The sequence below is a fragment of the Alteromonas sp. 009811495 genome, assembly GCF_028865455.1.
Lineage (GTDB): Bacteria > Pseudomonadota > Gammaproteobacteria > Enterobacterales > Alteromonadaceae > Alteromonas.
Map to the genome: position 1 here is coordinate 2246685 of NZ_CP113972.1, position 14820 is coordinate 2261504.

Annotated in this window: 7 protein-coding genes; all 7 read right to left on the minus strand. The window is 43.4% G+C overall.

Annotated features, from left to right (window positions below; genetic code table 11):
- Positions 1–30: 30 nt before the first annotated feature.
- Complete coding sequence (locus tag OZ660_RS10305) at positions 31–1845, minus strand: glycoside hydrolase family 13 protein (RefSeq protein WP_274743450.1); 1815 nt, start codon at positions 1843–1845, stop codon at positions 31–33.
- 283 nt (positions 1846–2128) lie between these two features.
- Complete coding sequence (locus OZ660_RS10310) at positions 2129–4066, minus strand: alpha-amylase family protein (RefSeq protein WP_274740817.1); 1938 nt, start codon at positions 4064–4066, stop codon at positions 2129–2131.
- 127 nt (positions 4067–4193) lie between these two features.
- Complete coding sequence (locus OZ660_RS10315) at positions 4194–7103, minus strand: TonB-dependent receptor plug domain-containing protein (protein ID WP_202261539.1); 2910 nt, start codon at positions 7101–7103, stop codon at positions 4194–4196.
- Positions 7104–7331: 228 nt separating this feature from the next.
- A complete protein-coding gene (locus OZ660_RS10320; RefSeq protein WP_274740818.1) occupies positions 7332–8231 on the minus strand; it encodes a PEP-CTERM/exosortase system-associated acyltransferase in 900 nt (299 codons plus the stop codon).
- A gap of 63 nt (positions 8232–8294) precedes the next feature.
- On the minus strand, positions 8295–8810 hold the full coding sequence (locus tag OZ660_RS10325; protein WP_274743451.1) for an RNA methyltransferase: 516 nt from the start codon (positions 8808–8810) through the stop codon (positions 8295–8297).
- A 657-nt stretch (positions 8811–9467) separates the two neighbouring features.
- Positions 9468–10319 (minus strand): patatin-like phospholipase family protein, encoded by an 852-nt coding sequence (locus OZ660_RS10330; RefSeq protein ID WP_274740819.1) that lies wholly within the window; start codon positions 10317–10319, stop codon positions 9468–9470.
- 158 nt (positions 10320–10477) lie between these two features.
- Positions 10478–14809, minus strand: a complete 4332-nt coding sequence (locus OZ660_RS10335) for an alpha-1,6-glucosidase domain-containing protein (protein WP_274740820.1) — start codon at positions 14807–14809, stop codon at positions 10478–10480.
- Between the last annotated feature and the right edge of the window lie 11 nt (positions 14810–14820).

Below are 14820 nucleotides of genomic sequence, written 5' to 3' on the forward strand. Positions count from 1 at the left end.
TCTATTTATTGTTAATATTAAAACTGCGAGTTATTGTGCAATGAAGACTGTGGCAGACATTGCTGGTAAAGATAGCACATCTGAAGTGCGCATAACTTTGCCATCGTCTAATCGTGTAATTTTAGTGTAGCGCCCTAACAGTTCTCTGTACTGACTTAAAGTAACGTCGGTTTCTTCTTTATTTAAAATGACCATCAGTGCGCGAGACTTATCGTTTTCATTCACTCTAAAGTAGGTGTACAAGCCATCCTTTGGTGCAAAATGTTTCAACTCGCCTTCAAAAAGTGCTGGGTACTCGCGGCGTAGTGAAAGCAGCGATTTTGTTCGTTGCTGTGCCCAGCGCTCCTCTTCAGACAAACCTTTGCCATTAAACGCATTTTTATCAGTGTCCTCTTTCCAGCCCCCCGGGAAGTCAGTACGAATAACGCCGTGGTCTGTTGTCCCCTCGTTTTGCATTAAGATTTCTGTGCCGTAAAACACCTGAGGTATACCGCGCGTTGTTAAGAAAAACGTCATCGCCATATTCCACTTACGCACATCATGTCCAAGTTGAGTAAACACACGGCTCATATCGTGATTGTCAGCAAAGACAACGAGGTTATTTGGCTCTGCATACAAAAAGTCAGTTGCCAGTGTTTCATAAACACTGATGAAACCTGAATTCCAACTCTCTGCACTATCAAGTGCTTTTACCAGAGCAGTTTGTAATGGAAAATCCATGACCGATGGTAAGGCGCTGACGTAGTCGTCATGTTTGTGACTGCCTCGTTGCCAGTATGCGGTTATAGCAGGGTTCACTGACCATTCTTCACCGACAATATTAAGGTTTGGATACTCCTCAATAACGCGTGTAGTCCACTGGCTAAGAAAATCTTTATCAGGATAAGAGTATGTATCTACGCGGATACCACTTAAATTTGCGAACTCGACCCACCATATAGCGTTTTGAATAAGGTAGTTAGCAAGGTGAGGATTGCGCTGGTTTAGGTCTGGCATTGTGGGAACAAACCAGCCATCGCTAAACCCAATTTTATCGCTTTCTACGGCGTGAGGGTCATGCAGTGATTCACGCTTATGCGTCGTACCGACAAATATACCATTATTGTTAATCCAATCTTGCGAAGGCTTGTCCTTCATCCATTGGTGAGTGCTGCCTATATGGTTTAAGACCATATCCATAATAATACCGATACCCGCTTCACTCGCTTTTTCGCTAAGCTCGACATAATCTTGGTTGGAACCAAAGCGCGGATCTACTTGATAATAATCTGTTGTTGAATAGCCGTGATAGCTGTAATTATCCATCGCATTTTCAAGTAAAGGCATCGTCCAAATTTGGGTAAAGCCCATCTCTTTAACGTAATCGAGGTTATCTATTATTCCTTTGATATCACCGCCATGTCGACCGCCTTTTGCAGCCCTATCGACTGTGTCCTTATAGCCCTCGACGTTGTCATTTGAAGGGTCACCATTAGCAAATCGATCTGGCGCTATTAGATAAATTGCATCTTTGGGACTAAAGCCCTGTCGCTGTGCTGAACCCGCTTTTCGTTTAAGCAAAGAATATGATTTTTCGCGAACCGTTCCATCACTGTCGGTAAAGGTTAATATGACTTCGCCTGCTTTGGCTTTTTCGGTATTTAACGTTAAAAATAAATAGTTTTCGCTATCTAGTGCTTGGGTTTTCGTAATACTTACAGCGCCTTTTGAAACCGTTACGGTATCGTCTGCTATATCATCGCCATAAACCATCAACTCTACGTCACTAGCTGCCATATCTACCCACCAGTTTGGCGGCGAAACTGTGAGTTCATTGGCAAGCGTGGGAAACGCTAAACTTGTCATCACCAATAAACACGCCGATGAGGAAAAACGATTCTCTCGACTTGTTAAGTTAGTTTTTTTGAAATTTATGGCTGCCACTGTGACCTCTTGTTAAAAATACGTTAAGCAGATGAAGGTACGTTGATACTACCTTTGTTCTCAAGTAAGACCAATGCACTGCATACGTATTCACGGTGCTAAGCAGCAAGCCTATAGTCACAGCGAGTAGAATTTATACGGCTTCATTGAAAAGGCCAGGTAATTACCTGGCCTTGACCGAATCATTTAAAAAGTGAAAGTGGTGTTAAAACGCAAACACCTTAGTTTCAAGCCCTTTAAGGGTTAGCTCAGCAGTAAAGTGCTCACCGCTATCGTTTATAACAACGTCTTCGTGGCGAAGTAATGCTGTTAGCACTTGCGAGGGCGCCGACTCAGAGATTAGGGTTTTAGGAATAGATAATGTAATGTTATCAACCTCGCTCTCATCGAAATTAGCAACAACCACAAACCCTTTTTGCTCGTTTATTCGCGCAAACGCAAACTGCTGTTCGCTGTAAGCTGAACCTTCAACACTAAGGTTTAGGTCGTGAAGGTTAACGAAGTCCCCTTTTATTGCTGAGTTAGAAGAAACGATAGCCATAACGTCTTCGTAAAACTCACGTAGCGCCAACTCGTCTTTGGAAGAGCCACCGCCATCAAACTTTCCGTTATTCATAAAACGTTGATGGGCAGGAACACCTACATAGTCAAAAATAGATGTTCTAGTAGGATCACCAAAGCCGGTCTCTTCACTGCCATCTTCACCAACATCTTGACCAAAATACAGTAGCGTAGGTGATGCACTTATAAGTGCACTTACCGCTAGTGCCGGCTTGCCTTTTTCTGCAGTTCCAGCAAAATCTGGGCTCGCGATGCGCTGTTCGTCGTGATTTTCAAGAAAATGTAGCATATGAGGCGCAATGTCACTGACCTCAGAGTGAATCGAGACCAACTCACTAACTTTCCCCTTTCCTTGCATTATCTTCTTTAACGTATCGTAAAAGCCTACTTTATCGTAAAGATAGTCCATCTTCCCTTTATGAATGTAATCTCGATATTTGTCAGGCTGATACACTTCAGCTAATAGGAATGCATCAGGATTTTTTTGTTTAATGCTGCTATTTAAGAATGACCAAAATTCAACAGGCACCATTTCAGCCATATCGTAGCGAAAACCGTCAACACCTTTATCTAACCAATAGTGCGCAATATCTCTAAACTTATACCAAGAATCTGGTAGTGCTTTTTCTTCCCAAAATTGAGCGTGCTGTTCGATACCTTGGTTAGCATAATTCGCTGGTAATAACGGAAAATCATAAGTGCCGTCTGGCCTTACACCATAATTTACCTTTACGGTTTCATACCAATCATTGATATCGGGCTTGGCAGCTCGCGCGCCATTTCCCGTCCATTTTGCAGGGAACTCATCAAATTTTTGATCACTTAACGGGTGTGGCTCGCCCCCCAACACTTTATAGCTTTCAGATGTAGGTACTTTAAAACCTTCGCCAACGACATAATAAAAATTGTTATTCTTAGCATACTCCACAGACGTATCGTCGTTTTCACCGAAATCGACGACACCTTCTGGTGCTGAAAGCGAACGATAGTCTCTAGCGACGTGGTTTGGCACTATATCGATAATAACTTTCATACCCGCGTCATGAGTACGCTTGATAAGCGCTTCAAACTCCTCTAAACGCCTTGCTGGGTCAATTGCTAGGTCAGGGTTGACGTTGTAATAGTCTTTTACAGCATAGGGAGAGCCAGCCCTGCCCTTAATTACATCAGGATCATCTTGTGAAATACCATACTCAGTATAGTCTGTTACTAATGCATGATGTGGAACACCAGTGTACCAAATGTGACTTGTACCTAGCGCTTTAATAGCGGCAAGAGCTTGTGGGGTAAAATCTTCAAATTTACCCACGCCGTTTTCTTCTAGTGTGCCCCATGCTTTGTTGGTCGTATTGGTGTTACCAAATAGCCTCGTAAACACCTGATACACAACAGGCTTACCAATTCTTTCATCGCTTATGTGCTGCACAGTATCGTCATTGGTTAGTTCAACGCTTTGTGCTACTGGCGCAGATTCAGCTTTGTTGGTGTTCATAGTTGAAGAGTCGGTGCATGCTAATAATCCTATAGATAGCATAGCAAGCGTAAGTGGTTTAAACCGAAAAGAATGCTTTAGTGTACGCATGGATACATTTTGTTAATTCAAGGTTTTAACAGGATACGAGTTAAACGATTGTTAAAAAACATGCATACGTATTCAAGAAACAAAAAAGCCACCTCATATGAGGTGGCTGTGTCCGGGGAGAATGGACTTAGTCAAAACGTACTGTTACACCAGCAGTAACACGTCTACCCAACAAGTCGTAAAGTGGGTCGAATGTGTAACCTGGAGGCAGTTTGTTGAACGCGTTACGAAGACCAACATACATGTCTACGTTTTCGCTATACATATATTCAACACTGAAGTCGTGAGTCCAGATGCTTCCTACGAAACCTGGATCAGTATCTTCTGGAGAACCACCACCTGGTGAAACGTCAAACGTTGCTACACGGTCGATATAACGGCTAGTGTAGTTAAAGTTCCACTCATCAATACGGTAATCAACAATAGTACGGAACTGGTACTCAGGGTCGCCAAGCTCACCTACTTCAACGTTGATTTCATCTGGACGGTCTTGGAATTCAAACACTTCAAGCTCATTCACTTTGTTACCTTGTAGGTTCAAGCGAATTTCACCAGGAAGGTCAAACTCTGTTAGTTCAGTTGTGTAACGGATTTGGAATTCCACACCCGCTGTATTGATTGCTGACGCGTTGATAAAGCCAGAACGAACTAGGTCGATATCAAAATCAGCACCACGGTCGATTTGCGCACAGAAGCCCGCATCTGGACCACCTGTCGCATCAACACAGTTATCTGCAATATCTTGCGCAGTAACTTCTGTGATTGCGTCTTCGATTTCAATGTCATAGAAATCGACAGTAACCGATAGATTTTCAATGAACTCAGGAGTCCACACTACGCCCACTGTTCTCGATTCACTTGTTTCAGAGAATAGGTCAGGGTTACCACCAGACAGGATCTCGATACTTACGTTATCGTTCGCTTCAAAACCTTCTGGGATACCCAACGCAGCACAGTTAGCGCGACGATCCGGATCATCATCAATGTTATCAGCGTCACATGGATCGCTTACGCGAGCAAAACCAGGAGACAATGGCGAGAAAGCTTCATCTACGTTAGGCGCACGTACCGCTTCGCCAACCGTACCACGAATTCTCAAGTCTTCAATTGGTGCCCACATGAAGCCTACTTGCCATGCATCAGCACTACCCGCGTGTGAATAGTCAGCAGCACGGTATGCAGCGTCAATTGATAGCTCTTTTGCAAATGCTACATCAGCAAGTAGCGGTAGACGTAATTCGATGAAGAATTCTTCTACGTCGTAACCACCGAATGAATCAGGTGTCGCCGCGTTAGTGAAGAAACCTTGCTTAGTGAATTCATCGGTAGTTGTGACTACGTCTTCTTCACGGTATTCGTAACCCAATGCGATACCTACTGGACCACCAGGTAGCTCGAACCACTCTGTAGAGTCGAATGAAACAGTACCACCGAACATTTGTTGTGTGATTTCGTCTTCGCGCTGAACATCACCAGATACGAAATCTACTGCTTCAGCACTCGCTTGACCAAAACCAAACGGGTTAAACGGTACACAATTTTGACCGTTTACTGCTGCTGGATCTTCGTAATCATCGCCCTGTGCATCAGGCACTTGACTACGACATGCAGCTTCACCTGTTGCTGGGTCGATAACAGAATCAAGCGCAGCTACAAAGTTGGTTGGGATCAAGTCGTTTAACGTACGACGTTTGTTAGAAACCTCACCACGGGTGTAATACAAGTCGTAATCAAAGTCTGTATCACTAAGTGTGAAGAAACCTTGGAAACCACCAACAAAGCGCCATAGTTTACGGTCGTTCGATGCAGAACGGTTACCAATGTCGTCGAAGAAACGAGAGAAACCAACTACAGACTGACCACCGTCAAGAAGACGTGCACGTGTAACGTCATCAAGGTAAGCATTGTCTTCTACGTTGATTGAAACGTTACCAAAACGGAACGAAGGCTGGAATTGCTGTTCAATTTTCTTGTCTACGTACTTGATATCACCATAGAAGCGGATGTTATCAGTAATGTCGTAGCGGAAAGTACTGGCTAACGTCAATGTTTCTTGGTCAGGCACATAGTTACGATAATCTTCACCAAAGAATACCGTGTCGTAGCGCTGATCGAAATTACCAAACGCGAAGCTGTTTGTACCGATACGCTCTACTTGGTCAATTGGCGTGCCGTCAGGCGTAAAGGTAATACGCGGACCACCACCAAATGGGTTAATTACACCAAAGCCATTGATCATTTCTGAACCAACATAGCGACGACGAAGACGGTCTGGAATACCATCATCTTCACCCGTGTTATCTGGGTTTACGATAGTGCCCCACGCTTCTGCTTGTTGAAGATCAGGCTCCATTACTTCTGCGATGTTGTTCATTTCTGCGAAGAAGGTCACGTTACCACGGCCATCTTCAGTACTTGCACCAACCAATGCACTGTAGTTGTTTGAACGCGCACCCACATCTTCAAGATCTGCAGAACCGTCAAAGTTCAATTCAACGCCTTCATAGTCATCGCGAAGAATTACGTTGATTACACCAGAAACAGCGTCAGAACCGTAAATCGCAGATGCACCACCTGTGATTACTTCAATTCGCTCAATCATTGCAGCTGGGATTGAACCCGTATCTACTGCATTAGAGAATGGAGAACCTGCAACGTGGCGCTTACCGTTAACTAGGGTCAGTGTACGGTTTTCACCAAGTGAACGTAGGTCAGGAGAACTCAAACCTGCATTGGCATTGCTGTTGTTGTTACCAATTAGCGTTGAGCCCGCTGCAATAGCAGGTAACTCAGCAAGAATACTACCTAGGTCAGGCGTACCAAAACGTTGGATTTCTTCTGCGCTTACAGAAACGATTGGTGCCGGAGTAGAAAGCTCTGATCTCTTAATACGAGAGCCAGTGACCTGAATTTTTTCTACCGCTTCTTCCTCGGATTCAGTTGGCTGTTGTGCCATTACCGGGAAAGCAAGAGTACCAACTAATCCGAAAAGCGTTGCATTTCGGACAGCTGTATTGACTAAGCTTTTATTAAACATGTGGTTTCCCTTTTATTATTTTTCGCTTACGAGTGTAAGCTAAGAAAAGATAACCCTATGTTTTTAAGCATTCAATCCCTTAACACTTTTTAATTCAATTAATTGCTAGCAAAGTGTAAAGAATTGTAAATTTGCCCCTTTGTTTTCAGGGCATTGCGCCTTTTATGAACAAAAAATAAATTTTTTGTAACAAAATCTAAAGGCTACAAATTGTTGTTTTTACGCCCCTTATGCGGCTTTAGCAATCTTCACTACGTTATTTCTTGCTGGCGCTTTTGGAACCCTAATTGAGTCGGCAACTTTTTGTAACTCATTGTCTATTTCGCGATAGAAACCGTTTAGAGGCTTGGTCAGACTATCAACTAATTTTGACGCAGATATTCTGTAGGGAACTCGCTTTCCATTAAACTCAACTTCATCGCCAACAGACGTGAAGTTGATACCAAACGACCTTAGTCTTCTGGCCAATTTGGGCTCCATAAGAACATATGCGTGCTTAATATCTAGTTTCAAGCAAAGGCTTAGCGCCATTAAATAAAGCGCAACAGAAAGATATGGCAGCTGCTCCATACTTGACGATTTTGTTCTGCCTTTGAACTTCGAAGGAGTCTTGTTTAATTTAAAAACGCTAGTACGCAACTGACGTTCCCTAAATTCACGAGGAATCGCCAAGCGGGATATTTCACATACACTGTCTGGCACTAAATTAGAAGGTAGTAATCCATCATCTTTGATGGCATCGCTACATTTTTCTTCAAGTGGTAATAGCAAACCCTGCTCTGTGGGCAAAACCAACCGTATGGTACCCGCACATTCGCCTGTCGGAAGATGTTTTATGTAGCAGTTAATTGCGCGGTCATCGAATTTGTCTTTTTCGATAGCTTGAGGGTTTTCTTGCTCAAACTTCATTTCCTCACAATAAACTTTATGACGCGTTTTGTAGCTCACTGCTTTATCAGCGTTATCATTAGCTACTACCAACTCATATCGGCTGAAGAAAAACCGAGTAATTGCCTGATCTAACGACAACTTCTTTTTAAATGGTGAAAACCCAGATGGTAACTCTTTTAGTTTTTTAGACACGACACTATTTAGCACTTTGATAGCGCTTATTGTTCTATGCTTCAATGTAAGTTCCCCTGATTTAATTATTTTTAGGCGTTTGGGTAACTTCCTAGTCTGAATAACACCTTAGTTCGATTTAATTGTTGTTTTGTTATTATTATCACGGCTACTTCTAATTAGCGCATCGCCCTTTTGAAAATCCGATTTACACAACCTATCGTACAGCAATACGTTCGCCGTAGCGGCTAAATTCATGCAGGAATATGTGGGTACATAAACTACATGATCACACCATTGCAGTATTTCTTCAGATATACTGCCATCTTCTGGTCCAAGCATATAGAACGCGTTGGCTGGGTGACTAAACTCAGGCAACGGTGTCGCACCCTCAACCAATTCAACTGCTACAACAGATGCTCCTTTCGGTATCACATCTTTCAAACTATCTACGCCAATTGTCGGTATTTTTTTATGAAACGCCTTTGTATCAGCGTTAAAGTCTTTAGCAAAACGATAACGTTGACCTGTGTAAAATACACTGGCGACACCATAGCACCCTGCAGCACGAAGAATTGACGCCACATTAACCGGATTTTTAGGGTTAACTAAGCCTATTGATACTCTCTGATTCAAAATTTGCACGTAAATGAATGTATGCTTTTTATAATGGTTAGCGATATTGCCATTTAATGACATCTGTATCTACCATTGCGGCAAGGTTTTATTGCTTTCCTTGCACTTTTTTAATATCGGATAGCAGTCAGATAGTTTTATTAACTTTTATAATTCTGCTTCAGGCTCTTCGCACGTCTCTAGTTGAGCAACACAATAGCGGTGTTCGAACGCTAGAATTTTGTTTTTCGGCGCATTTACCAAAAGCACTGATTGCTAGGGAAGACACTGTGCAAAGAAAGGGCCAACGTTGTGTAAAATTTTCACGACATTGATGATGATATGCCTTTTTTACACGGGAGACGATAAGAAAGGTTAATGAGACAATATAAATCCATCAGATACAATAAGTTACAATCAAAACACTATTATCAATATCTCTTTATCCATAATCTCCAAATAAAGACAAATCAGTTACACGTAACCATGCTTTAAATTTATTCTGCATCTCCGATGTATAACAACGTCGTCAGAGGAATTAACCGTCTGCGATTTGAAACACTGCATGCACTTGAAATAATTGCATTTTTTAAATGACCGGCTCGATTAACTGTAAATAAATGTCGGTAAACGTGTTTTGTTGCCGTATCGCTACACCCGCAGTTACATACGTTGCGACGCACTTCACTATGCGCTTTTTTGTATCGACACCTGTTTAGAAAACTTGGTATATCGTCTGCCCATTCGTTTTCCTTGCGCATACCCTTTTAGTAGCTTTCTTTTATTCATGGTTAGTCGCTTCACGTCAAACGCATTGTTTGGCGCTATTAGCTTAATCTCACAATCTTCTGGCGGGTTAGTTATAAAGGAAAGGGTTTCATTGTATGTTTGTGCTCGCTTAAGCATTTTATCCAAAAGTGCTGGTGTATTTGCGTACATCTTCTCTAGTAACCACGTAGATTTAAGTTCAGGCTTAGTAAATCCGTAAGGCTGCGAGAGAATAACGGTAATTTCTCTTGCCCCCATGTCGTAAGCCTTTTTGACAGGTATCGGATCTGCTACACCACCATCCACATAGGCTACACCATTCACTAAAGAGGACTCTCGGTATGCTGTTGGAATAGCACAAGACGCTACCATGAGTTCGTCAACATTATCTGCTGTAGCGCGATAATATTCACATTCACCACTGGCTATATTAGTAACCCCCACAAATAGAGGGATGGTTTGCTGATCATTGATTCTGGGTATCGAAAGTGCCTTTTTTCCGTAGTGCCACAACCAGTGCACATCCGTCATGTGGCCGCCTTTAATAAATCGCAAAGGGCTAAAAAATTCACGTTTTGTTGCAAACTGAGTAATGATTGTTTTACTCAGACCCGGCATACGAGAAACATAAGTGGAGAGGTTTGTAGCCCCCGCTGAAACGCCGATCGCAAAATCAAAGTCATAGATTTCGTCTTCCATAAGCTTATCAAGCACACCCGCAGCAAAAATACCACGCATCGCCCCTCCTTCCACTACCAGTGCCTTTTTCATAACTTCTCCTTAAGTTGCTTTAATCTTACTGACTCATTACATAATCAAATTGCACAATCGAATAAAATTAACAATCAAATTAAAAACGCAATCAAATTACATACCAAAAAAACCGCGGTAAAGACCGCGGTTTTTATAGTCAGTATTAATAGCACATATTACTGCTTGGTCACTGACAACATTGGAGAATTACCATCGGGGCCTGTTACCTTAAATTCATACAGGCCCGCTTCAGCGACTTCAAGCATCAAGTTATTGTTGCTAGCGCCCAATATCTTAGTTTCGCCAATGGTGACAACATTAGAGTCAGCATCATTTGGGTTACCTAAATTAACAGTCGACCAATCTTCTGAAGCAACTTTGAATTCAACGCTTCCGGCACTAAGCTCCAGTTCAGCAGTATAAATACCGTCCCCCTGATAACTAAACCTATCTACAGCGCCCCAACCGTTCATGCCACCTCGAACATATACATCAGTGTCGCCCCAATAAGCTTCTTTAAATACGCCTATTGTTGGTGAATCAGGGTCATCAACATCGAAGACAAATACATAGCGGTCTTCTTCTTCAATAGTTAACACCATATTGTCATTAGTACGACCTAATGAGAGTGTTTGTCCTGGCGCAATGTTTCGGTCTGCATCATCGTTTGAAAGTGCTCCAAAATTGACCGTGCTCCAGTCCTCTGACGCTACTTTAAACTCGTAAGTGCCTGGAGATAAAACACGCGCAAAGGTGTATACACGAGTCCCTTGATACACAAACTCTTCGTCAGTGCCCCATCCATTCATTGCACCGCGAAGGAACACAGACGTACCAACATAGGGCTCTTCGTTTTCAATGGTTAAAATAGGCGCTTCATTATCTGATGCGTCTACTATAAACAAGTAGGTTGCACTAATGCTTGGTGTGAATGAAAGGTTAGTATTGGTGCGCGCTAACACTTTCTCTTCGTTCTCAACGACCACTCCACTGTCGCCGTCAGCCGCACCAAAGTTAATGGTATCCCAGTTTTCAGATGCGAACTTAAATGCATATGTGGTACTTGCTTCAAGTGTTACTGCAACTTGATAAATACCATTGCCGCGGTAGGTAAATGCATCGTTAGTCGACCAGCCATTCATGTCGCCGCGCAAATACGCAGTGGTATCACCATATGGCACAACATCTGGTGCACCTGATGTTGCAAATGCTGATAAGCCGTAACCTTGTGCACCAGTTTGAGGTTTAACAAAAACAGCTATAGTCATAGCAGGAACAGTAAAAATCCCGTTTCCGTCTTCGCCTTCAGTAAAGGAAGCGCTGCGAACAACTTCATCAACAGAACTCACCTGCATAGCGTGAAGCGTAAAACCTGTTGCAGTATTTACCGTGATGGATTTTTCTTCATAGCCAGTATTAACCAGAACCATTACTGCGTCATTCAGCATGTCTAAGTCTTCACGAGGTGTTTCTCCCTCTGAAGCTAAACCATCGTCAATGCTCATGGCTATCAGTCCACGCTGTTGGCGTGCGCCAATATTGTGAAACCCGATGCGGTCAATAATTTGTTCACTGCTGGTCAACCTGAAAAGCGGGCTAGACATACGAATAGCGAGCAATTCTGCAAAAACGTCTGAAGCAAACGTAATGTCTGCCATACTCGCTGCACGTTCTGGGTCGTAGATAAACTCTCCCATCTCAGCCCAACGACCTTCGTTGTCTTGTGCTAACGGGAGCCCTACATTCCAGTTATTGGTCTGGTAAGTAAAATCAACGTAGTTGAACCAGTCGCCAGAGTCGTACGTGTTGCGATCCATTGACTTAGAACGCAGCATGTCCCCCCCCATCTGTAAGAACGGGATACCTTGTGACACTAAGTTGATACCCATTGCAACGTTTTGCGCTCGAACGCGTTCTTGCAAGCTTATGTCTTGAGGTAAGGTATAATTGAGCTGATCCCACAAGGTTTCATTATCATGCTTAGATACATAATTAATAATATCAGCGGGGTCTTCGGCGTAGCCGCCGAGATTACTTGTTGCACCGGCACTACCTGATGAAGTTTCTAGCACGTAGTCTTTTAGAGTGCCTATCATTCCCATTTTTACGCGGTCTTGGTCGTAAAGCAGCGAATCAGATTCAGGGTTAAAGATATTGCCTTGACGAATTGCTTCACGAATGCGGTCGTTAAACGTCCCAATTTCAGTGCCAGCCATGTTTAGCTGATTAGCTTGCTCGTAACCACGATCAATCTTCGTCCAGCCTTCGCCATAGAAATAATTATCTTCATCAAGCATTTGTACAGCGTCGCGTAAGCGAATCATCGTATCTTTTGTTGCTTGGCTCATGATGTCGAACCTGAAGGCGTCATACTTGTAATGCTCAGTCCAGATAAGCAGCGAATCTTCCATGAACTTTTCCATCATGATGTTGCGCGGCTCTGTATCGTCACAGCAGGTCTCTCTTACAATAGCACCTGTGTCTGTTTCATAGCGGTGATAATACCCAGGTACTACTTTATCTAATACCGACTTTGAAAATACACCCGACGCATTAGTATGGTTGTATACGACATCTAGTGCGACACGAAGACCCATTTCGTGCAAAGCTTGAATCATTGCTCTCATTTCGATGATTCTTTCAACCCCTTCCGCGCTCGATGCGTAACTTCCCTCTGGCGCATTGAAATGGTGAGGATCGTAACCCCAGTTGAACGTATCTACACCGCGAAGATCATTGGTTAACGCCTGTGCTTTCGCAGCTTGTGCTAATGGGTCGTAAGAATTGTAAACATCAATAAGTAACGTAGAGGCATTTTCTTCTTCACAAACAGCGGCACTACTATTTAATCGACAAAGCGCTCCAACGGTATCGTACAAGTCTATGGTATTACTTGGGCTTTCATCGATGGTCGCAATGTCATTAGCAGGCAATATGTGAAAGTAATTGAGACCCGCATCAACAAGTTTCTGAAGATGTGCTACAGGTGCCGTCCCCTCTTCTGTAAACGCTAAATATTTACCGCGGTTTGCCTCGCTTGTTGACATATCTCTTACGCTGAAATCGCGAATGTGTCCTTCATAAATAACAGCATCTTCTGGGTTTTCGATAGTGGGTATATCGTGCGTGTCCCACCCTTCAGGCTTTAAGTCCTCATCAGCAAGATTGACAAATCGTGAAAAACGGCCATTGGTACTTAGCGAAACTGAATAAGGGTCAGTAACTAAAAGCGTTTCAATGTTTCCGGTAACCGGGTGATAAACGGTTATCTCATAGCGATAGAGCTGTCTATCAAGGGACATGTCCCCTTCATAACGCCATACACCTGACGCATCATCTCGCGTCATTTCAAGACGATCGGTTAGACTTTTACTTGCGTTATACAATAATAAGTCAACGTTTGATGCTGTGGGTGCCCATAGCGCTACAGTAATGCCACTATCAGAATAAATCGCGCCAAACATGGCTTCATCGGCATCATTGTCACCACTTGTATACAATGCATCTAACGCATTCGCTATCTGTATTCCAGTGGCCGCAACAAGAGTACCCTCTGCGTCATAACCGCCAACGACGGCTTGCGTAGTCAATACTGTCTTCGCATCATCTGTTGACCAGTCACCTTGCCAGGCAGTCATTGCGCTTAAATGCGGCGCACTCGCTGCTTGAGCTTCACTTAAGCTCGTTTCAACAAGCCCTATTGATGTGCCATTGATACCATCATCGAGCGACGTTTCTAGGTCTGCCTGCGCAGAATAGTGAAGTTTAACGTCCACCACTGACTCAGGAACATTCCATAAAATCGTATTGCTATCTAACCAATGTGCACCAAAGCCCTCAATATCGACTGCTTGTGGACCCAATGAAAGAATGGGAAATTCAAAGACAGTGGGTTCGCCTGACAACGTGAAGTTCATGCGCGTAAAGGTCTCATCGTCCTGTATTAATGAACCTTTAAAGTCACCACCTCCCATCTCTTTGCCCGCATCATCAGTACCTTTATGAATAATAAAGTTATGACAATCACCGTATCCGTCTTTTAAGTCTAGTACCCAGTAAGCGCCATAGTTCGGATCAACGCCTGTATGCACACGACCATTCGCCCAGTCAGTATCTGGGTCAGCATAAGCATCACAGGTATCATTATTCCAGGTGTGTAGGCGCCATCCTTCATAAGCTGGGTCGCCACTTGAATTATCTGCATCAACTGATGCGCGGTTATAATATAAGACCGCTTGGTTGTCAGATGGTGTAAAAACAGGGGCTGGCAGGGCTGGGTCTGCACCCACTACACACGCATCATTCGTTTCATTAGGTACGGTTGGTGCATCACACTGAATGGGTGGTGGTGGAACACAAGCCGTACCCGACTCATTTGGTACGTTAGGTACATCACAGGTAAGCAGTTCGTTAGTTCCAGACTCAACGCCAGAACCACCACAACCTGCTAGTGTTAAACCGCCTACTACGAGAAAGGCTGCCCGCCAAAGTCTCATTTTAGTAAACATAGTATTCTCCA

Bases quoted from the DNA above. Each gene is read 5' to 3' on its own strand.
- OZ660_RS10305 (WP_274743450.1), bottom strand. From the start codon at position 1,845: ATGACAAGTTTAGCGTTTCCCACGCTTGCCAATGAACTCACAGTTTCG.
- OZ660_RS10310 (WP_274740817.1), bottom strand. From the start codon at position 4,066: ATGCGTACACTAAAGCATTCTTTTCGGTTTAAACCACTTACGCTTGCT.
- OZ660_RS10315 (WP_202261539.1), bottom strand. From the start codon at position 7,103: ATGTTTAATAAAAGCTTAGTCAATACAGCTGTCCGAAATGCAACGCTT.
- OZ660_RS10330 (WP_274740819.1), bottom strand. From the start codon at position 10,319: ATGAAAAAGGCACTGGTAGTGGAAGGAGGGGCGATGCGTGGTATTTTT.
- OZ660_RS10335 (WP_274740820.1), bottom strand. From the start codon at position 14,809: ATGTTTACTAAAATGAGACTTTGGCGGGCAGCCTTTCTCGTAGTAGGC.